The sequence below is a fragment of the Solibacillus daqui genome (assembly GCF_028747805.1).
GTDB lineage: Bacteria > Bacillota > Bacilli > Bacillales_A > Planococcaceae > Solibacillus > Solibacillus daqui.
Window position 1 is genome coordinate 4,008,698 of the sequence record NZ_CP114887.1, and the last position, 21,488, is coordinate 4,030,185.

Genomic DNA, 21,488 nt, shown 5'->3' on the forward strand with positions numbered 1-21,488 from the left:
ACTTGAAATGGACGGGCTCTTTCGCAATATTAACATGACCTAGCTTATAGAGACAAGAACCAACGGAATAATTCTGAGACTCCTAGATCTACAACTGTAAAGAATAACGCCATTACGATTACTGTTGAAACTACAACAACCGTGTATTTCGTTAACTCTTTGCTTTTTGGCCAGCTTGTTTTACGCATTTCAGAGCCGACTTCTTGTAAAAAGTTCGATACCTTACTCATTTTCGCCTACCCCCGAACAACAAATTAATCTATATTTCGTTTATAACGTTTGTTTATGCATTGTATGTTCATTGCAATGCGAGCAAAACTTTTTAAGCTCTAAACGCTCAGTAGTTCCTTCTCTTTTCGGAATACTATAGTTTCGAGACCCGCATTTTTCACAACTTAAAACGACTTTTTTTGCCATAATTTATCACCTTTTCGGCATTTTGTCCTTTAAAGACTAACACCTAATTTTGTCACTGTCAACAAAGGCTCATTTGCTTTAGGTCATTTCTTTTAGCTCTAAATGACGCTCTAATTTCCGCTTAACGCGCTGCAAAGCATTATCGATAGATTTGACGTGGCGATTTAATTCTTCGGATATTTCATTATAGGATTGCCCCTCTAAATAGCGAGTTAATACTTGTTGTTCTAGCTCGCTCAGTACTTCTCCCATCTTTTGTTCTAAATAATGATAATCCTCACGATTAATCATCAAATACTCCGGATCATCTGAAATCGGACTTGTAATAATGTCCATTAATGTACGCTCCGATTCCTCATCATAAATCGGCTTATCGAGCGATACATAGGAATTCAGCGGAATATGCTTTTGACGTGTAGCTGTTTTGATTGCTGTAATGATTTGTCTTGTAATGCACAGTTCAGCAAATGCGCGAAACGATGCAAGCTTATCCTCTTTAAAATCACGAATTGCCTTGTATAAACCAATCATGCCTTCTTGAATAATATCTTCTCGGTCCGCTCCTACTAAAAAATAAGACCGCGCTTTCGATTTCACAAATAATCGATACTTTGAGATCAAAAACTCTAACGCTTCTGTATTGCCTAGATGCACTTGCTCTACAAGTTGTTCATCTGATAAATGTCCAAATTGCCGTACGATTTGTAACTTCTCACTTTTAAGCAATGAAAATCACCTCGAGCTACGTCAGAATAAATTAGGAACAGTATAACTTAATTGGAAAAATCGAGCAAACTATTATTTAAGCCCTCTTCTCCACTTTTCAAATTGCAACTCTACTTCCTTTGATAATTTAATGCGTGAAGCAGGTTTTTCATCGCGCGCTTCTTTTACTTTCGATGAAATTTTCGATTGAATAATTTGCATTTCAATTTCAAGCTCACGTGCTGATTTTCGCAACGCACCATGACCAAAGACAACATTTTGTTCAGTCATGTCAGATGTGGCTACGTGAATTTGAACTTTGCGGCCTTTTAACTCATTAGATAATTTTTCAATACGCTCATCCGCTGTTTCATTTTTGCGGGTATAAATCACTTCAACAGCGTGCTGAATATAAAGCTGCTCCGTACCAGGAACAAGATGCGCATCAAAGACAACTATGACGCGCCAACCTGTATGTGCTTTATATTCCGCCATTCGCTCAATTAAGCGATCGCGGGCATCTTCAAAGTGTGGCTCACGCAGAGGACGAAGCTCACGCCAAGCGCCAATCATGTTATAGCCGTCTACTAGCAAAATATTTTGCATATTAGCCGTTTACTTCTTGGCGTTTACGGTACACTTCGTACATTAGTAGCGCTGCCGCAACCGAAGCGTTTAACGATGTTACATGACCGATCATTGGTAAATGGTATAAGAAATCACATTTATCATTTAATAGACGGCTCATTCCTTTACCCTCACTACCAATAATTAAAGCTAGCGGCAATGTTGCATCCATTTTGCGATAATCTTGAGAACCTTTCGCGTCTGTACCAGCAATCCATACACCGCGATCTTTTAGCTCATCCACCGTTTGTGCTAAATTTGTCACACGAACAACAGGAACATGTTCAATTGCGCCTGTTGAAGCTTTGGCTACAACAGCGGTTAAACCTACCGCGCGACGTTTCGGGATAATAATTCCATGTACACCAATTGCATCTGCTGTACGCATAATGGACCCTAAATTATGCGGGTCTTCCAACTCATCTAAAATGATGAAAAATGGGTCTTCATTTTTTGCTTTGGCGGCAGCAAATAAATCATCTAGCTCTGCATAATCATACGCCGCGACAGAAGCGACAATTCCTTGGTGATTATCTGCTAATTTATCAATCTTTTGCTTTGGAACGAATTGCACTAATACACCTTGTTCTTTTGCTAAATCGATTAATTCTTGAATCCCTGTTTTCTTTACACCTTCAGCAATCCATACTTTGTTAATTTCACGCCCAGAACGTAATGCCTCAAGTACTGGATTTTTACCTGCAATCATTTCTCCATTTACTACTTCGGGAGCATTTTGCGGCTTGTCCGGCTGTTTTTTCTCTTGTGTTTTAAAGGCCGGCTTTTTGTCACGGCCTTTAAAATCACGTGGCGCTTTATGATTTCGATCTCGTTGTCTTCTTTCCGCCATAATTACACTCCTTTTGACTGCTCTACAATAACAATTGCATAGTCGATAATTTCATTTGCCCTCGCTAGCTCTTCACATAAAAATAGATAGCCTAATACTGCCTCAAAGCCCGAGCTGTTACGATATGTGCGTACGTCTGTATTTTTAGGAACAGAGCCGGATTTCGCATTGCGTCCTCTGCGAAATACCGCCTGTTCCTCTTCTGTTAAAAAATTTTCGTCAATCATACGATGTACAATATTTGCTTGCGCTTTTGCTGATACATACTTTGTGGCTTCTTTGTGCAATGTATGTGGCTTTGCACGACCTAATAAAATTAAATGCTTGCGAATGCGTTGTTCTAGCACGGCATCGCCCATATAGGCAAGTGCCAATGCATTTAATTGCTTTATTTCATGTGATGATTGCATTATTGGCCTCGTTTCCAGCGCGTCCCTTGACGAGTATCTTCCAATACGATATCCATGCTAAGTAATTGGTCACGAATTTCGTCTGAACGTGCAAAATCACGATTTTTACGCGCTGCATTACGTTCCTCGATTAACGCTTCAATTTCTTCGTCAAGTAAGCCAGCCTCTACTTTTACTTGAACCCCTAATACATCACCAATTGTATCGAACATCGTCAAGATAGCTTGTAGCACAGCTTTATCCGTATTTGCTTCGTTTAAGTAGACGTTAGCAATACGAGATAGTTCGAATAATACTGAAATCGCATTTGCTGTGTTGAAGTCATCGTTCATCGCTAGCTCGAAATCAACTTTTGCTTGGCTTACCTTTGCAATCCACTCTTCGCTATTATCTCCCAAACTTGCAGATGAAGCTAATCGGTGCTCTACGTTCGCATAAGATGTACGGATACGATCTAAACCATTTTTCGCGGCTTCCACTAAATCTTGCGCAAAGTTGATTGGATGACGGTAATGTACAGATAGCATGAAGAAACGGAGTACTTGTGGGTCGATTTGTTGGCGAATGTCATGAACTAAAATAAAGTTACCTAAAGACTTCGACATTTTTTCGTTATCGATATTAATATACCCATTATGCATCCAGTAACGCGCAAATGTTTTGTCATTATGTGCTTCTGATTGTGCGATTTCGTTTTCATGATGTGGGAATGTTAAATCTTGCCCACCAGCGTGAATATCGATTGTATCACCTAAGTGCTCACGTGCCATTACTGAACATTCAATATGCCAACCTGGACGCCCAGCTCCCCATGGTGAATCCCATTTCACTTCTCCTGGCTTTGCCGCTTTCCATAGTGCGAAATCTAATGGGTCTTCTTTTTTCTCGCCCGCCTCAATACGTGCCCCGACCTTTAAATCATCAATTGATTGTTGGCTTAATTTTCCGTAGCCATTAAACTTACGTGTGCGGTAGTAAACATCACCTTGAGATTCATATGCATAGCCCTTGTCAATTAGCACTCGAATAAACTCGATAATATCGTCCATATGCTCAGTTACACGTGGATGTGCATCTGCTTTTTCGCAGCCTAATGCTGTAATATCTTCAAAATACGCCGCGATAAAGCGCTCTGTTAATGCTGATGTTTCTTCACCTAACTCATTTGCCGCTTTAATAATTTTGTCATCAACGTCTGTAAAATTTGATACGAATTTTACATCATAACCTGCGTATTGCAAATAGCGTCGCACTGTATCATAGACGATAACGGGACGTGAATTCCCAATATGGATGTAGTTGTATACGGTCGGTCCGCATACATACATGCTTACTTTGCCTTCTTCTAACGGCACGAATTCCTCTTTTTGTCGTGTTAATGTATTAAAAATTTGAATGCTCATAATCATCGCTCCTTTTTTAAGTTTGCAATCTGTTGCTGTAATTGTTCAAGTGTTTTTTCTAATGAATCACAGCGATCGCCGACTGGGTCGGGAATGTTTTGGTGATCGAACTTTTTTGCTTCTGTACGAACGCCGTCAATCATAACGACCTTACCCGGAATCCCAACAACAGTTGCATTTGGCGGCACTTCTTTTAAGACAACTGAGCCCGCGCCAATTTTACTGTTTACACCAATAGTAATCGAGCCAAGTACTTTCGCTCCCGTCGCAACTAATACCCCGTCTTCTAACGTTGGGTGACGTTTCCCCTTTTCCTTACCCGTACCACCAAGTGTCACTCCTTGATAGAGCGTAACATCATTGCCGATTTCACATGTTTCACCAATCACGACTCCCATACCGTGGTCAATGAAAAATCGGCGCCCAATTTTTGCACCTGGGTGAATTTCGATACCGGTAAAGAATCGACTAATTTGAGAAATGGCACGTGCAACAAAGAAAAATTTACGTTTGAAAAAACAATGCGCAATGCGATGTGACCAAATAGCATGTAAGCCCGAATACGTAAATACAACTTCAAATACGCTACGTGCTGCCGGGTCATTTTCAAAAATATTTTCGATATCTTCCTTTATTCGTTTAAACATGCTCTTGCCCTCTCTCCTCTCTCTTTTTTCTTTTTAGAAAAAAAAAAAAAAAAAAAACGCCCCTGCCACCTAAATAGGATGACAGAGACGCAGAATACGCGCGGTTCCACTCTGGTTGAAGAAAGCTACATATTTCTTCCACTTGAAAGTCCGGTAACGAGGACAAGGCGATTTAACCTACTATTAGTTCAATTAAATACTCGAAGGTGCAATTCAGCTTTGCCTTGACCTAGATCACTTTCAGCCGGTGATGATCTTCTCTAAAAGGTTTGCTCTGCGTACTTCTCCTTCTCGACGCGTTAACGTTATAATAAATTGTACATTTATTGTACATTTATTTTTTAAAAAATCAATCACTTTGTTTATTCAAAAAAACGATTAATTAGAAAATTTCTCTACACGTACAATCGCTTTTTCCTTACCAATTAAGGCAATGGCATCTGGTAATTCCGGACCATGTGTTTGACCTGTAGTCACAACACGGATCGGCATGAATAAGTTTTTACCTTTTACGCCCGTTTCTTTTTGCACAGCTTTAATTGCAGCTTTAATTGAACCTGCGTCAAATAATTCAAGAGATTCTAATTGCGTTTTAAATGCAGCCATTACTGTTGGTACTGTTTCACCAGCTAAAACTTCTTTTGCTTCTTCATCATATGAAATTTCTTCTGTGAAGAATAGGCTCGTTAACTCAACGATTTCTGCACCGAAGCTCATTTGCTCATGGTAAAGACCGATTAAGTCAGACGCCCAAGCTTGTTGTTCTGTAGATAATTCTTCCGGTAAAAGTCCAGCTTTTTGTAAGTGTGGTAACGCTAACGCCACTACCTCTTCACGTGATAACTTTTTGATGTATTGGTTATTCATCCAAGTAAGCTTTGTTTTATCAAACATTGATGGTGATTTTGATAAACGTTTTTCATCGAATAATTTGACAAACTCATCATGTGAGAAGATTTCTTCTTCACCTTCTGGAGACCAACCAAGTAACCCGAAGAAGTTAAACATTGCTTCTGGTAAGTAACCAAGGTCTTTGTATTGCGTAACGAATTGGATAATCGACTCATCACGTTTTGATAATTTTTTGCGGTCTTCATTAACGATTAATGTCATATGACCGAAGCGTGGATACTCCCAGCCAAAAGCATCAAAAATCATCATTTGTTTTGGCGTGTTTGATAAATGCTCTTCCCCACGGAATACATGTGAAATTTCCATGAAGTGATCGTCTAATACCACAGCATAGTTGTAAGTTGGAATACCGTTAGCTTTTACTAATACCCAATCTCCAATATCTTTCGATTCGAATGATACATCCCCACGAACTAAGTCAGTGAAATTATACGTAACGCCTTCTGGAACACGCATACGAATTGTATGAGCATTACCAGCAGCCTCTTTTTGGGCTACTTCTTCTGCAGTTAAGTGACGACATTTACCATCATAAGTTGGTGCAGCTACGCCCTGTGCTTTTTGCGCTTCACGAGATGCTTCTAATTCTTCAGAAGAACAGAAACATTTGTATGCTTTGCCTTCTGCTAATAATTTGTCAGCGTGTTCTTTATAAATATCTAAACGCTCCATTTGTCGGTATGGCGCGTATGGACCACCGATATCAATAGACTCATCTGGTGTAATACCTAGCCAACGCAAGTTATCTAACTGAGAAGCTTCGCCGCCCTCTACGTTACGTTCGATATCTGTATCTTCAATACGTACTACGAAAGTACCACCATGATGTTTTGCATATAAATAGTTGAATAAAGCTGTACGTGCGCCACCGATGTGTAAAAATCCTGTTGGCGATGGTGCATAACGAACGCGAACTGGTTTCGTCATAAAATTGCCTCCTAAATTTAAGTGTCAACATTTTGTTCGACCCTTTTTAACTCCGTTCATTTTACCACTTGCGGTACGTAAATAAAAGTGGTGTACGTCGAAATATAACGTACACCATACGGATTATGCTTTTACTAATAAAATTGTTGCCATCGCTGAGATACCTTCTTCGCGACCAACGAAGCCTAGCTTTTCTGTCGTTGTTGCCTTCACATTTACTTGTGATGGCTCGGCGTTTAATAGCTCGGCAATTCGATTTTGCATTAGCGAAATATACGGTGCCATTTTCGGGCGTTGCGCCATAATTGTGCAGTCTACATTACCTAATTTATAGCCGCGCTCTTCGACCATTTTCCAAATATACGATAGTAATTTCGCTGAATCTGCATCTTTCCATTCTGGATCTGTATCTGGGAAATGACGTCCGATATCACCTTCACCGATTGCGCCTAGTGCTGCGTCTGTTACTGTGTGTAGTAATACATCTGCATCTGAATGCCCTAATAATCCACGCTCATGTGGAATGGTAATACCGCCTAAAATTAATGGACGTCCTTCTGCAAATTCGTGAACGTCAAAACCTTGCCCAATTCGAAACATATATCCGCTAGCTTAAACTAATAAAGCTAGCCTTCACCTTCTTTCTCGTAATCTCATTAGTTCTAGTATAATCAACTTCTTGTGAAAAAGCACATTTCGTAACAAATTGACAAACAATTACGCTGAGGCGTAATTGCGAACAGGTTTTTTCCCACTGAGTGAGGGACATACTTGGCATTCATCCCCCACTTTTAGAAGTGGGGGATGAATGTACCTGTCGCTTTGCGCATGGTACAAAAAGAATTTGCTGAAGCAAACTAAAATACCTTGAAAAAACATTCGCATTTTTCAAGGTATTTTTATTAAATGATTTGCTCTCGACGATTTAAAATAGCCTCACCGAAAATTAAATCTTCCTGCGTGGTCATTTTGACGTTCTCGTAGCTGCTTTCAACAATATGAATATCATGCCCTAATCGTTCCACAAGCATCGCCTCATCCGTTCCTAAAAAGCCAACCTTCTCAGCAACATCTTCTGCTTGGGCTAACAAATCAAATCGGAATGCTTGTGGTGTTTGAATCATCCAAAGCGATTCACGATCTACCGTTTCTTTAATCAAACCATGTTCAACGACTTTCATCGTATCTTTAGCACGTACACCGGCAATAGCCGCACCTTTACGATAGGCGACATTTGTCAGTTCCGTAATCGTTGATAATGTAATAAACGGACGTGCAGCATCATGGACAAGCACCACTTCAACTGCTTGCATTTCCTTGATACACGAATGTACCGAATGCTGACGTTCTGCTCCACCAGTAGGTAAGCCTTTTACTTTTGTAATATTATAATTTGCTAACAATGACTGAACAAACGCTCGCTCTTCATCTTTTACCGCAAGCCAAATACCTGTGCAGTTTTCATCACCTTCAAAGACAAGTAATGTGTGCACTAAAATGGGCTTGTCGACTAATGTTAAAAATAATTTATTTTGCCCGGCACCCATACGCTTTCCGCTTCCTGCTGCTGGCAAAACGACTTCATAACGCAAAATGCTTCACTTCCTAATCCTCTTTTGGCTTGGCGAAAATCATACGGCCCGCTGACGTTTGCAGTACACTCGTTACCGATACTGTAATTACCTGACCAATATAACTTCGACCACCCTCAACAACAATCATTGTACCATCATCTAAATAAGCAACACCTTGGTTATGCTCCTTACCTTCTTTAATGACGACAACTTGCATATCCTCACCCGGAATAACGACCGGCTTCACCGCATTAGCTAAATCATTAATGTTTAACACTTCTACACGATGCAAATCACATACTTTGTTTAAATTGAAATCATTCGTTAAAATTTTGGCATCCATCTTTTTCGCTAAACGCACTAATTTTAAATCTACCTCTGATACATCTTCAAAGTCGATTTCTGTAATTAATACAGTAGATGCACGCTCATCTTGTAGACGTTTTAAAATATCTAACCCCCGTCGACCACGCGTACGTTTTAACGTATCGGACGAATCAGCAATATGCTGTAACTCCGTTAATACGAATTGCGGTACGACTAAAACCCCCTCAACAAAGCCTGTTGCCGAAATGTCTGCAATACGGCCATCAATAATGACACTTGTATCCAATAATTTATATTGCTCTTGGATCTCTGCATCCTTCCCAGGCGCATCTCCAATTCGTTTCTTAGAAGATTTACCAGAAAACATCTGTAATAGCTCTTCACGCTTTGTAAAACCTAAACGGAATCCTAAATAACCAAGGATAATCGATAATATCGCTGGGACTACCGCAGTAATGACTGGAATGTTCATTTGATTAATCGCTACACCGGCTAATGTCGCCACACTTAAACCGACGATTAAACCAAGCGTACCGAACAATAAATCTGAAGCGGGCAATTTAAATAGCTTTTCTTCTGACCACGTAATCAGCTTTACAAAATAATCCGATAACGCAAACGATAATACGAATAATAAAGCAGCACCGATCGCAACACTAAAATATGGATTATTAAGCCATGGATGGGATGATAAATTCATAAATTCGTATAATGGCGGTAAGAAAATCAGGCCTAATGCTCCACCGATAAACAAGAATGCTACTTGAATTACTTTCTTCAACATACAATTCACCTCCGTATAATAATTATACATACAACCTTTGTTTATGGCGAAAACTAGCACTCATCGTGTACTACAACAGGAAACAACATTTTTATCTACCTTATAACAAAATAAGCTATTTCATTGAACTTTTTTCTAAATTCGAGCGCTTTTTTCGAATAAAACTTTTGTTAAATTTGCATTATATCTTTTTGATAATGACTAACTTCCTTCAAAATTATACCAACCTCTAGTTTATATTGTTATATTAGTATATTATTCACATATAACAGGAAAAAAACACCATGAGATAGGAGGATACGTTTTGAATTCAACAAAAGAAATAAAAATTTCTACCGCTGATCCATCGGCTATTGGTTTATTCGGTTTAGCCATTGTAACATTCGTTGCTTCAACTCAAAAACTAGGTTGGACAGAAGGTTTAAGTTTAGTTATTCCTTGGGCGATTTTCTTAGGTGGTATCGCACAATTTTACGCATCGGTTTTAGACTCGAAGCATAATAATACATTTGGTACAACTGCATTTGGCGCGTACGGTTTATTCTGGATGGGCGTTGGGATGACTTGGTTCATCCAAGCAGGTGTTTTCGGTGAAGAATTACAAGCTTCAATAGATACACATCAGCTTGGGGTTGTGTATTTAGGTTACTTAATCTTTACCCTATTTATGACGATTGGTGCAGCAGAAACAAACAAAGTTTTATTTGCAATCTTCGTTATGATTGATTTCCTATTTGTCGGTTTAGCATTAAGCTCATTTGGTATTATGGAGCACGGTATGCACTTATTAGCTGCCTACTCTGAATTTATCATTGCCCTATTATCATTCTATGGTGCTGGCGCAAACGTATTAAACAAACACTTCGGTTTCAACTTCTTACCACTTGGTCGTCCATTCGGTATTTTCAAGAAGGAAGCATTCGAGAAAAAATCTAACGACGTAAAAGCTCATTAAGACCGACTTATCATTTGTTCAGGTATATATCGAAAGGAAGTTCGCTCAAAAAGTGAACTTCCTTTTTTATTAGAACGTTATAGATCCCTAAAAGATGCACGTAATGCGTCACTAATTGTTTCGACACCTACTACTTGAATACCTTCCGGAAAGTCCCATCCGCCAATATTTGATGCTGGAATGACCGCACGACGGAATCCTAATTTCGTTGCTTCTTGCACACGCTGTTCAATACGAGAGACTCGGCGTACCTCACCCGTTAAACCAACCTCACCAATAAAGCAGTCAGTTGGATTTACTGCTTGATCTTTGAAGCTTGAAACAATGCTCGTTAAAACAGCTAAATCAATTGCTGGTTCGTCTAACTTTACACCGCCTGCTACTTTAATATACGCATCTTGTGCCTGAAGCATCATGCCCATGCGTTTTTCAAGAACGGCCATCAGTAACTGCACACGGTTTTGATCGACACCTGTCGCCATGCGCTTTGGATAATTAAAGCTCGTTGGCGTAACGAGCGACTGAATTTCAACTAAAATTGGGCGCGTACCTTCCATTGAGGCTACTATCGTCGAGCCTGGAGCACCTTGTGAACGCTCTTGTAAAAACAACTCGGACGGATTTAATACTTCCTTCAATCCACCTTGTAGCATTTCAAAAATCGCAATTTCATTTGTCGAACCAAATCGGTTTTTTTGACTGCGTAAAATACGATGATTATGATGACGTTCACCTTCAAAGTAAAGCACTGTATCTACCATATGCTCTAAAATACGTGGACCCGCAATTTGTCCTTCTTTCGTTACGTGACCAACTAAGAAAATCGCAATATTTTTCGTTTTCGCGATTCGCATTAGCTCTGCCGTACATTCTCGTACTTGCGAAACACTCCCTGGTGCACTTGTAACTTCTGGATGATGCACTGTTTGAATCGAATCGACAATCACAAATTTCGGCTGAACTTCTTCAATTGTTTGATTTAAAAATTCTAAGTTCGTTTCTGAATAAATAAAGAGCTCCGCGGATTTGACACCTAAACGTTCTGCTCGTAGCTTCGTTTGACGTACCGATTCCTCACCTGAAATATATAATACGCGCATGCCTTGGTTTGATAATAATGCCGATACTTGAAGGAGTAACGTTGACTTACCGATACCCGGATCACCACCGATTAATACGAGTGAACCAGGCACAATTCCGCCACCAAGAACACGGTTAAATTCATTCATTTGTGTAACGATGCGTGTTTCTTCCTGTGCTTCAACTTGAATTATTGGCGTCGCCTTTGTTGTAGTCGATGAATGTTGAAATGCTCCACGGGGTCCTTTGGAAATGACTTCGACTTCTTCATTCATCGTGTTCCACTCACCACATCCCGGACAACGCCCCATCCATTTTGCTGCCTCATAGCCACAGCTACTGCACATAAATTTCGATTTCTTTTTTGCCATATATCTATAAACCCCTTCGAATGTTTGTTCTTATTTTATATTGTACACGATTACATGGCCGTTCACCTAGCTAATCGTTGAAACTGTCTTTTTAACTTGCTTCAGCAAATTATTTTTGTACCATAAGCAAAGCGACAGATACAGAAGTCCTCCATTTCTATAAGTGGGGAATGAATACCAAGAATGTTCATTATGCTGCGGCGTTTCAAATCCAGGCTGAATAGATGAACTTAGGCTAAGAGCGCCGCGTCGTGCGGCAAATTCTAAGTGACCAACATCGTGTTGGCCCAATGCCCTTGGCGGACGTCACAGATTTTTTTCGAGTTTGAGCAAACTCGAAAAAAATCCGGACACAATTACGCCGAGGCGTAATTGATCAAAAAAAACGAGGTGAGCTCGTTACTCACCTCGCTTGAATTAGTTTGCTACCTTTACTGCCGTTGTTACGACAAACTCATCATTTGTGTAATCTAATACGACTGTTTGCGATTTGTCTAACGTGCCCTTTAACAGCTCTTCAGATAGACGATCTTCCACATTTTTTTGTAATGCACGACGTAATGGACGCGCACCATATTGTGGATCATAGCCTTCCTCTGCAATTTTTTCTAACGCTGAATCTGTAAACTTTAATTGGATATCTTGCTCTTTTAAGCGTTTCGTCAATGAATTTGCCATTAATGAGACGATTTCTTTTAAGTGCTCTTTTTCTAATGAGTGGAACACAATCATTTCATCAATACGGTTTAAGAACTCTGGACGGAATGCTTTTTTCAATTCTTCTAGCATTGTTCCTTTCGCATTTTTGTTTTTCGAAGCAATATCTTCTGCCCCAAAACCTACATGCTTACGGAATTTCAACGCCTCTGCACCGACGTTTGATGTCATAATCACTACCGTATTACGGAAATCGACAACGCGCCCTTTTGAGTCTGTTAAGCGACCATCTTCTAACACTTGTAATAAAATGTTGAACACATCTGGATGCGCTTTTTCGATTTCATCTAATAACACAACTGAATATGGCTTACGGCGAACCTTTTCTGTTAACTGACCACCATCATCGAAACCTACATAGCCTGGAGGTGAACCAACTAAACGAGAAGTAGAATGTTTCTCCATGTATTCAGACATATCAACACGAATCATTGCATCCTCATCGCCAAACATTACTTCAGCTAATGCACGTGCAAGCTCTGTTTTCCCTACACCTGTTGGACCTAAGAAGATGAATGAGCCGATTGGACGTTTTGGATCTTTTAGTCCAGCACGCGCACGACGAATCGCACGAGAAATCGCTTCTACCGCTTCACTTTGACCAACTACACGTTTGTGTAATTCTTCTTCAAGATTTAATAGTTTTGCAGATTCTTCTTGTGCAATTTTTGAAACTGGAATTCCTGTCCACATTGCAACAACTTGTGCAATATCATCCACGCAAACAGTTGATTCTTCTTTGCCTTGTTTTTCTTTCCATTCTTTTTTCAGCTGTTCTAATTCTTGTTTTGCTTTTTGCTCCGAATCGCGGAGCGCCGCTGCTTTTTCAAACTCTTGACTTGATACAGCTGCATTCTTTTCAGATTTAATACCTTCTAATTTATTTTCAAGTTCTTTTAAATTTGGTGGCACTGTATACGAACGTAAACGTACTTTAGAGCCGGCCTCATCGATTAAATCGATTGCTTTATCAGGTAAGAAACGGTCTGAAATGTAACGGTCTGATAATTTTGCCGCTGCTTCTACTGCTTCATCTGATATTTTCACACGGTGATGTGCTTCATAACGATCACGTAAACCTTTAATAATTAGAATGGTTTCTTCGACAGACGGCTCATCTACTTGAATCGGTTGGAAACGGCGCTCTAATGCAGCATCTTTTTCGATGTATTTACGGTATTCATCTAACGTTGTCGCACCGATACATTGTAATTCACCGCGCGCTAGTGACGGTTTTAAAATATTTGATGCATCAATTGCACCTTCTGCACCACCAGCACCGATTAATGTGTGAAGCTCGTCGATGAATAAAATGATATTGCCTGCTTGGCGAATTTCATCCATCACTTTTTTCAGACGATCTTCAAATTCACCACGATATTTCGTACCCGCAACAACTGTCCCCATATCTAATGTCATTACGCGTTTATCACGTAAAATTTCTGGTACTTCATTGTTGATGATTTGTTGTGCTAAACCTTCTGCGATTGCTGTTTTACCAACACCTGGTTCCCCGATTAATACTGGATTGTTTTTTGTGCGTCGTGATAATACTTCCACAACACGTGTAATTTCTTTTGAACGGCCGATAACTGGATCAAGTGAACCTTCACGTGCTACTGCCGTTAAGTCGCGCGCTAAGCTATCTAATGTTGGTGTATTCACTGCTTGTGTTGACACTGAACCACCGTTACTATTCGTGTCGTTATTACCGAGTAATAACAACACTTGTTGACGCGCTTTATTAATACTTACACCTGTATTAGCTAATACACGTGCTGCTACCCCTTCACCTTCTCGAATTAATGCCAGTAAAATATGTTCTGTTCCAACATAAGCATGACCTAGTTTGCGTGATTCATCTAATGATAATTCGATTACTTTTTTCGCACGCGGTGTATAGTGTACAATCGGCCCTACTTCTTCTGTACCTTTACCCACAAGCTCTTCAATACCTGATTCGATCATTTGCGGACTAATATTAATCGCTTCTAACGCCTTAGCTGCTATGCCGCCACCTTCTCGAATTAATCCAAGTAAAATATGCTCTGTTCCAATTTCTTTATGCTTTAAGCGGATGGCCTCTTCTTGTGCAAGTTGTAACACTTTTTGAGCACGCTGTGTGAATCGATTAAACATCATATGAATCCTCTCCTTTTTCCCCATTATTTCTTGTTTGTTCATTCAATTTTTCTTGTAACAGCTTCGCGCGGTACATATCACGTTCAGTTGACTGAAGTGTCGCTCCGGCATATTGCTGAATAAGCCCTGGTTGCATAATTAACATACATTCATTTAACTTGCGCTGTGAGATTGGTTCAAGTAATCCTAAACTTACGCCAAGACGCACATTCGATAAACAACTTGCCGCTTCCTCGCTCGTTAAAATTTTGGCATATTTTAGCGTACCTAGCGAACGACTTAAACGGTCTTCTAAAACAGCAGGTGCACGCAACAGTAAATTTTTGCGGGCTAGTTGCTCTTTTTGAATAATTTGCTCGACAACTTTTTCAAGTTCCTGCAAAATAACTTCTTCGGATTTCCCTAAAGTGATTTGGTTAGATATTTGGTAAACGTTACCCAAATTATCACTACCTTCCCCATATATACCCCTTACGACCATTCCTAATCTTGTCATCATTTGAATTAATGCATTCATCTGTTTGGTCATTGTTAACACAGGTAAATGGAGCATTACCGAAGCACGTAAACCGGTTCCAACATTCGTAGGACAGCTTGTTAAATAGCCATAACGATCTTCATAAGCGTAAGCAATAGACTTACTTAAGTAGCGGTCTACTTTTTTGGCTTCTCCATATGCTTGCTGCAAATTCATCCCCTGTGCCAAACTTTGAATACGAATATGGTCTTCTTCATTTACTAATATGCTAATCGACTCGTCTTCTGTTAAAAAAAACGCCCCAATTTTTTGACGACGCGCTAAATTCGGGCTGATTAAATGCTTTTCCACTAATATTTGGCGTTGTAACTGCGGCATATCTTTCACTTTAAAATACGAAAATCGGTTTGGATTCTCACGATTTATCGCTAATAATGCATTCATTAACTGGTGTTCTATTTGTTCGGCATCTTGTTCTGTAAAGCTAATTGGAAATCGAACGTTCGCAATATTTCGAGCTAGACGAATGCGCGTACTAATGACGATATCTGAATCGCTTTCGTATTGCATCCAACTTGGATTGGCATTCGTTAAAAAATGCTCAATGTTCATGCATGTTCCTCTCCTTGCTCGACTTTACTTTCGAGTGCTCGAATGTCATCACGTAATTTGGCAGCATCTTCAAAACGTTCATCTGTAATTGCTTGCTGTTGCAATGTGCGAAGTTCACTTATTTGCTGGTTGATTTTTTCTTTTAAGTGCTTTTCTTCAACATAGCCTACATGCTTCGTACCTGCTTGGATTTTTTCTAGTAATTGCGGCAGCTGTTCACTGAATGTTTTGTAACAATCACCACAACCGAATTTTACTTGCTTTAAAAACTGACGATACGTATTGCCACACGTTGGGCACGCTTTTGTTTTTGCCGTGCTCCCCGCTACATTTTCTTTTTTTAAGATTGGCACAAAATTAAACCAATTCGTCATGAGCTGCTGTAATGATGCGGGCTCTTCTTTCATTTCAAATTGAAACGGATGATACTGTGCAGCACACACGTCGCAATAATGTCGCTCCATCTGTTGACCGTTTTGTATTTGTGTCACCGTTACATTGGCATGGCGTTGTTTGCAATGTTCACATATCATGATAAAACACCTCTATTTTTCAAAAGAAATCGTTTGTAGCATCGCATGTAATAAGCGGGCTCGCACTTCATCACGGATTGGTAAACCTAGTCGCAATGTTGTACGATCCAGTGCAGCTCTCATAATACTTGCCTCTCGTTCACTTACAATATCTTCGTCTAATAAACGATAAAGTATGCGTTCCGCGTTTGCTTGTGCAATCGTTTCACCAATTTGTTCTTCCATTTCGTCTAATAAGTTTTTCTTTGAGTGGATCGTTACACGCAAAATCCGAATATAGCCACCACCACCACGCTTACTTTCTACAAAATAACCGTGCTCTGTTGTAAAACGTGTATTAATGACGTAATTGATTTGTGAAGGTGCACAAGCAAACTGCTTCGCTAATTCATTACGCTTTATTTCAATATGTCCCTTTCCATCTAATTCAATAACTTCCTTCAAATACCCTTCAATTATGTCAGATATATTCCTCATGCTGTCCTCACCTCTCAACAACTGACTTTGACTATCTTTGACTTAAATATACAATAGCTGTTTTTTGAATTCAAATAATCACTCTCAAAATACTTTTCCCTAATCACTTCAAATAAATCCCCAAAAATGTAAAAAAGCTGCGGGGAACTTTTTCCCCACAGCCTTTTAATCCATTACCCCGCTGAATCAAATTAAATCCAGCGCCCTACAATTGGATAATTCCAATTTTTATCTGATAAAGCTTTGACAATGCCAATGATTGGAGCAATCCAAAAGATTGCTATAAATATTAATAAGAATGGTAATCCGATTAACACGAACGATAACACGCCCGCAATGGCAATCAAAACACCAAATACTACTTGGAATAATAACGCCTGCATTGCTATACGTTTTACTTCATCTTCAGAACTTATTAGGAAAAATAGAATCGGCACTATAAACGGCGCAAAAAACGCACTCGCATGGATAATAACCTTTGACCATTTAGATTCCATTTACAATCAACCTCACTTTGTTTTGTTATCTTATTTACGCTTGACCGTTGTAAAAGTTTCACAAACTAAAAAAAATCTTAGGTTGCCTATACCTAAGATTATCAAAAACTATGTACGTGTTAATATGGCCCTCGATCATTTGGATTATCGCCCTCTTGCGGGAATAAAAAATACGAAATAACCGCTGTTAAAATTGTTGCACCAATAACGATGAATATCCGATCACGACTTGCTACTTCTTGAAATTTATTAGCTAACATAATGTAAGAAGCAAGAGCAACCCCTAAAGAAATCGGTAACACAAACTTCAAACGCCCTTTTTGAAACTTCATTTTTACAACGTCCTTTTCTAGTAATTTTACTTGCTTCAACAAAAGCCCGTACTTCTATATGATTGGGAGAGAAATGTAAAGTATTTCCTTCTATTCAGTGATAGATTAATTCTCGACTGAATCAAATTATTCCCCCATGGATGTCACAGATTTTTAAAGGGATTATTAGAGCAAACCCGAAGAAATCTGGACACAATTACACCGAGACGTAATTGATAGCAACTTTATCTATCATTTATAATACAACGTACAAAATTGAAATACAAATTTCGTAAAAAATAGAATTTATACTAAAATATTACTGATAACTCATTCAAAAAATAGTAAAATATGAATATGTAAAAAATACGAAATGAGGAATACTATGGTAAGTTGGTTTTCGAAATCATCGAAAGTTTCAAATCAGTCTTTTTTTGATGGCGCGAAATATTCTCATGAAATACATTTAGACGTTTCAAATTATCCTGACTTAAATAAGCAACTACAATTATTGAATTTAACAACCGAAGATTTAGCTATTATTAAACAGCTAGAGCCTTATGCACCAGAGATTATTCCAGTTATGGTAGAACAATTTTATGCAGCTGTAACAATCAGTCCAGAATTAGTGAATATTATTAAGCATACAACACAAATTGAGCGTCTAAAAATTACGCTCCACAGACATTTAGAAGGTATTTTTAAATGTAAAATTGATTCAAATTACATAATGGAACGCCAAACTATCGCCCAAGTCCATGTACGTATTGGCTTGAAGTCAAAATGGTATATTGCTTCATTCCAATCATTGATGAGTACGTTTATTTTATTTATCGAAAAAATTGAGATGTCCTCTCATGATATGGCAAAAGCAGTAAATGCCTTTTCTAAAATGATTAACTTTGAGCAACAGCTCGTAATCGAAGCATATGAAAATGAAGAACAGCGCATTCGTACAGAGACAGAAAATATTAAAATGCGTTTAATCGACCGTATTCAAACAACTGCTCAGGAACTCAATCATATTAGTGATGAAACAAACAGCTCGCTACAGGAAATCGTCAATCAATCTGAGGAAATTGCGACGAATACAAAAGAAGGACTCGACTTAGTTGCCGAAACGGAAGAAAAATCAATGACAGGCACAACGTATTTAGTCAATCAAACGGCCATTATGACAACCATTTTAGACCGCGTTGATACACTCGAAACGTCGATGCATATGCTTCGTCAGTCTTCTCAGAAAATTGCTGATATTGTTGGACTCGTAACAGGCATTGCCGACCAAACCAACTTATTAGCGTTAAATGCCTCGATTGAAGCTGCGCGTGCCGGCGAACACGGTAAAGGCTTTGCTGTCGTAGCCGATGAAGTTCGAAAACTAGCAGAAGAAACGAAAAATGCCGTACAAAACGTGTCGCATTTAATTAAAGAAACGGAAGTCAATATTTCACAAATGTCCGATTCTGTTTCAAGCGTAGACGAGCAAGTAAAAATGAGCGTTGATACACAAAAAAGTTTGGCCGATTCGTTCACATCGATTACAGAGGCTGTATCAGGTATTAAAACACAATACGAAAATACAAACGAAGACATTCACTCCATTACATCCGTTATTACAGGTCTTACGCATACGACAAACCTAGTTTCAACATCGTCCGATTCGCTGTTACGCATCGTACATGAATTACATGACTAATCCCAAAAGGCTAACGCATATCCATTTCTGCGTTAGCCTTTCATTTTATCCGCGACGTTTTTTTGATAACGCTCGTTTTTGCTTACGATGCTCTTGGCGAATTGGCCCTGTCTCAAATAAATGACGCTCAAAATCATTTTCCGGTTCAACACCTGGCACTTCTTTTGGAGATCCCTCTTCATCAATTGCGACCATCGTTACGAATGATTCAGTTGTTAGCTTTTTCGCCCCCGTTTTAACGTTACGCGATACTACACGGACATACACTTCCATCGATGTACGCCCTGTACCTGTTACCATTGCTTCAAGTTCAATCACATCACCAGCATAAGCAGATGAGACAAAATCTACAGAGTCAAAAGAAGCTGTTACTACTTCCCCCTGTGAATGTTTCATCGCTGCGATAGCGGCTACTTCATCGATATATGCTAAAACCCTACCACCGAAAATCGAATGATGGTGGTTCGTATCAGGAGGTAAAACTAATCGCGTTTGATTTGCCTTAGAATAACTCATTGGATAGGTCTTTTTCATAATGCTCCACCTTTCTTGTCTACTCTCCATGTTACTATTTTTAGTCAATGAAGTACTAGTACGAAGATTAAATATTTCGCTTCATAGCAATCAATTTTAAGTCAGTCATTTCTTCCACTGCATATTTAATACCTTCTTTACCATAACCACTCATTTTCACACCGCCATACGGCATATTATCTGTTCGGAATGTTGGAATATCATTAATAATAACCGCGCCTGCTTGCAGTTCATCTGCTGCTTTTAATGCATCCATTAAATTATTTGTATAAATTCCCGCATTTAGTGCGAGTTCGGTATCATTCACAAATGCAATTGCTTCATCGAGTGTGTCGTAAGGAACAATGGATACAACCGGTGCAAATGTTTCCTCACAAACAATTTTCATAGTTGGCTTTACGTTCACCATGACAGTCGGCGTACATGTGCGCTCTGTAAATTCAGCACCTGTTGCGACTTGTGCCCCTTGTATCTTTGCTTCTTCAATCCAGTTTTTTATACGTGCTACCTCATTTGGATGAATCATCGCACTAATATCGATGTTTGCGTCAAACGGGTCACCAACAACTAATTTCTCCGTTTCTTCTACAAACTTTTTTATAAACTCTTCATAGATTGCACTGTGTACATAAATGCGTTGAAGAGAGATACATACTTGTCCTGCAAAGCCAAATGCTCCTCCAACGCAACGTTTCATCATTTTATCGAGTTCTGTTGACGGCTCGACAATGACGCCCGCATTCGAACCGAGCTCTAATGTGATTTTACGTAACCCTACTTTTTCTTTTATTTTTAACCCTACCGCACCACTACCTGTAAAGGTCACTTTTTTAACAAGAGGGTGCGTTACTAATGTATCGCTTAACTCAGCCCCACTGCCTGTAACAATTTGTAGTACACCATCAGGTAAGCCGGCTTCTTTAAAAATTTCCGCCATAACAAGCGCGCTCAGTGGTGTTTGTGATGCTGGTTTTAATACTACCGTATTGCCGACCGCAAATGCCGGGCCTAATTTATGCGCAACTAAATTAAATGGAAAGTTAAACGGCGTAATTGCTGAAACAACGCCTAATGGTACACGCTTTGTATAACCAATATAATCTGCCGCGCCTGGTGCTGCATCCATCGGCACTGTTTCACCCGTTAGATTTTTCGCTGCCTCTGCAGCAAATTGATACGTGGCAATAGTACGATCTAGTTCACCCAACCCTGCTGATAATGGTTTTGCCGCTTCATTTGCTAAAATTTGTGCCAGCTCTTGTTTTCGCTCACGCATAATAGCTACTACTTTATATAAAATTTCTGCACGCTCATATGCCGGTGTTTTTTGAAACATTTGAAAGGCTTTATGTGCTCCTTCAATCGCACGTTCTATATCTGAAATTGTTGCTTTTGCTACCTGTGCAATAACCTCTCCTGTGTAAGGTGCCGTAAGTTCCGTCGTTTCCGCTGTTTGTTCCCACACACCATTAATCCATAGTTTCGTTTGTTGCATCGTG

23 protein-coding genes and 1 other annotated feature are annotated in these 21,488 nt (G+C 39.4%); of the genes, 2 read left to right on the top strand and 21 right to left on the bottom strand.

The annotated features are described in order from the left end of the window. Positions 1-44: 44 nt before the first annotated feature. The 12 genes from secE to O7776_RS19880 form a co-directional block, all read right to left on the bottom strand. Entirely contained in the window at positions 45-230 is a 186-nt protein-coding gene (gene secE, locus O7776_RS19825; protein ID WP_274308590.1) for a preprotein translocase subunit SecE, read from the bottom strand. Positions 231-270: 40 nt separating this feature from the next. Then, positions 271-417 (bottom strand): 50S ribosomal protein L33, encoded by a 147-nt coding sequence (gene rpmG / locus O7776_RS19830; protein ID WP_274308591.1) that lies wholly within the window; start codon positions 415-417, stop codon positions 271-273. 78 nt (positions 418-495) lie between these two features. After that, positions 496-1,143: an RNA polymerase sporulation sigma factor SigH gene (gene sigH, locus O7776_RS19835; RefSeq protein WP_274308592.1), complete on the bottom strand. Its 648-nt coding sequence runs from the start codon at positions 1,141-1,143 to the stop codon at positions 496-498. Between the two features lie 72 nt (positions 1,144-1,215). Further along, on the bottom strand, positions 1,216-1,728 hold the full coding sequence (locus tag O7776_RS19840) for an NYN domain-containing protein (protein WP_241370721.1): 513 nt from the start codon (positions 1,726-1,728) through the stop codon (positions 1,216-1,218). 1 nt (position 1,729) lies between these two features. Further along, the gene (gene rlmB / locus O7776_RS19845; RefSeq protein WP_420802134.1) at positions 1,730-2,599 is read right to left on the bottom strand and encodes a 23S rRNA (guanosine(2251)-2'-O)-methyltransferase RlmB; all 870 of its coding nucleotides are present in this window, start codon (positions 2,597-2,599) and stop codon (positions 1,730-1,732) included. A 2-nt stretch (positions 2,600-2,601) separates the two neighbouring features. After that, entirely contained in the window at positions 2,602-3,009 is a 408-nt protein-coding gene (locus tag O7776_RS19850) for a Mini-ribonuclease 3 (RefSeq protein ID WP_241370720.1), read from the bottom strand. Continuing rightward, a complete protein-coding gene (gene cysS / locus O7776_RS19855; protein ID WP_274308593.1) occupies positions 3,009-4,412 on the bottom strand; it encodes a cysteine--tRNA ligase in 1,404 nt (467 codons plus the stop codon). The genes O7776_RS19850 and cysS overlap by 1 nt, the downstream gene beginning before the upstream one ends. Positions 4,413-4,414: 2 nt before the next feature. Then, complete coding sequence (gene epsC, locus O7776_RS19860) at positions 4,415-5,059, bottom strand: serine O-acetyltransferase EpsC (RefSeq protein ID WP_274308594.1); 645 nt, start codon at positions 5,057-5,059, stop codon at positions 4,415-4,417. Positions 5,060-5,139: 80 nt separating this feature from the next. Then, positions 5,140-5,363, bottom strand: a binding site (T-box leader). A 74-nt stretch (positions 5,364-5,437) separates the two neighbouring features. Then, positions 5,438-6,898 (bottom strand): glutamate--tRNA ligase, encoded by a 1,461-nt coding sequence (gene gltX / locus O7776_RS19865; protein WP_274308595.1) that lies wholly within the window; start codon positions 6,896-6,898, stop codon positions 5,438-5,440. 123 nt (positions 6,899-7,021) lie between these two features. Further along, the gene (ispF, locus tag O7776_RS19870; RefSeq protein WP_274308596.1) at positions 7,022-7,498 is read right to left on the bottom strand and encodes a 2-C-methyl-D-erythritol 2,4-cyclodiphosphate synthase; all 477 of its coding nucleotides are present in this window, start codon (positions 7,496-7,498) and stop codon (positions 7,022-7,024) included. Between the two features lie 302 nt (positions 7,499-7,800). Next, entirely contained in the window at positions 7,801-8,490 is a 690-nt protein-coding gene (gene ispD, locus O7776_RS19875) for a 2-C-methyl-D-erythritol 4-phosphate cytidylyltransferase (protein WP_274308597.1), read from the bottom strand. A 13-nt stretch (positions 8,491-8,503) separates the two neighbouring features. Continuing rightward, positions 8,504-9,583 carry a PIN/TRAM domain-containing protein gene (locus O7776_RS19880; protein WP_274308598.1) on the bottom strand — a complete coding sequence of 360 codons (1,080 nt, stop codon included), beginning with the start codon at positions 9,581-9,583 and terminating at the stop codon, positions 8,504-8,506. A gap of 304 nt (positions 9,584-9,887) precedes the next feature. On the opposite strand from O7776_RS19880, the gene O7776_RS19885 reads away from it, so the two are divergent. Continuing rightward, on the top strand, positions 9,888-10,538 hold the full coding sequence (locus O7776_RS19885) for an acetate uptake transporter (protein WP_274308599.1): 651 nt from the start codon (positions 9,888-9,890) through the stop codon (positions 10,536-10,538). A gap of 77 nt (positions 10,539-10,615) precedes the next feature. Here O7776_RS19885 and radA read toward each other — a convergent pair whose 3' ends face one another. The 7 genes from radA to O7776_RS19920 form a co-directional block, all read right to left on the bottom strand. Continuing rightward, the gene (gene radA, locus O7776_RS19890; RefSeq protein WP_274308600.1) at positions 10,616-11,989 is read right to left on the bottom strand and encodes a DNA repair protein RadA; all 1,374 of its coding nucleotides are present in this window, start codon (positions 11,987-11,989) and stop codon (positions 10,616-10,618) included. Between the two features lie 417 nt (positions 11,990-12,406). Then, a complete protein-coding gene (locus O7776_RS19895; RefSeq protein WP_274308601.1) occupies positions 12,407-14,848 on the bottom strand; it encodes an ATP-dependent Clp protease ATP-binding subunit in 2,442 nt (813 codons plus the stop codon). Continuing rightward, a complete protein-coding gene (locus O7776_RS19900; protein WP_274308602.1) occupies positions 14,838-15,938 on the bottom strand; it encodes a protein-arginine kinase McsB in 1,101 nt (366 codons plus the stop codon). The genes O7776_RS19895 and O7776_RS19900 overlap by 11 nt, the downstream gene beginning before the upstream one ends. After that, entirely contained in the window at positions 15,935-16,471 is a 537-nt protein-coding gene (locus tag O7776_RS19905) for a UvrB/UvrC motif-containing protein (RefSeq protein ID WP_274308603.1), read from the bottom strand. The genes O7776_RS19900 and O7776_RS19905 overlap by 4 nt, the downstream gene beginning before the upstream one ends. Positions 16,472-16,483: 12 nt before the next feature. Beyond that, positions 16,484-16,948 carry a CtsR family transcriptional regulator gene (locus O7776_RS19910; protein ID WP_241370708.1) on the bottom strand — a complete coding sequence of 155 codons (465 nt, stop codon included), beginning with the start codon at positions 16,946-16,948 and terminating at the stop codon, positions 16,484-16,486. Positions 16,949-17,139: 191 nt separating this feature from the next. Beyond that, positions 17,140-17,445, bottom strand: coding sequence for a DUF4870 domain-containing protein (locus O7776_RS19915; protein ID WP_274308604.1), 306 nt, complete (start codon positions 17,443-17,445; stop codon positions 17,140-17,142). Positions 17,446-17,564: 119 nt separating this feature from the next. Next, on the bottom strand, positions 17,565-17,819 hold the full coding sequence (locus tag O7776_RS19920) for an acyltransferase (RefSeq protein WP_274308605.1): 255 nt from the start codon (positions 17,817-17,819) through the stop codon (positions 17,565-17,567). Positions 17,820-18,141: 322 nt separating this feature from the next. Between O7776_RS19920 and O7776_RS19925 the strand changes: the two genes are divergently transcribed. Continuing rightward, complete coding sequence (locus O7776_RS19925; protein ID WP_274308606.1) at positions 18,142-19,455, top strand: globin-coupled sensor protein; 1,314 nt, start codon at positions 18,142-18,144, stop codon at positions 19,453-19,455. Positions 19,456-19,500: 45 nt separating this feature from the next. On the opposite strand, the gene O7776_RS19930 is transcribed toward O7776_RS19925, so the two are convergent. Together O7776_RS19930 and O7776_RS19935 are read right to left on the bottom strand one after the other, a co-directional pair. Next, the gene (locus O7776_RS19930) at positions 19,501-19,989 is read right to left on the bottom strand and encodes an acyl-CoA thioesterase (RefSeq protein ID WP_241370704.1); all 489 of its coding nucleotides are present in this window, start codon (positions 19,987-19,989) and stop codon (positions 19,501-19,503) included. Positions 19,990-20,056: 67 nt separating this feature from the next. Next, positions 20,057-21,484 carry an aldehyde dehydrogenase family protein gene (locus O7776_RS19935; protein WP_274308607.1) on the bottom strand — a complete coding sequence of 476 codons (1,428 nt, stop codon included), beginning with the start codon at positions 21,482-21,484 and terminating at the stop codon, positions 20,057-20,059. Positions 21,485-21,488 lie beyond the last annotated feature (4 nt).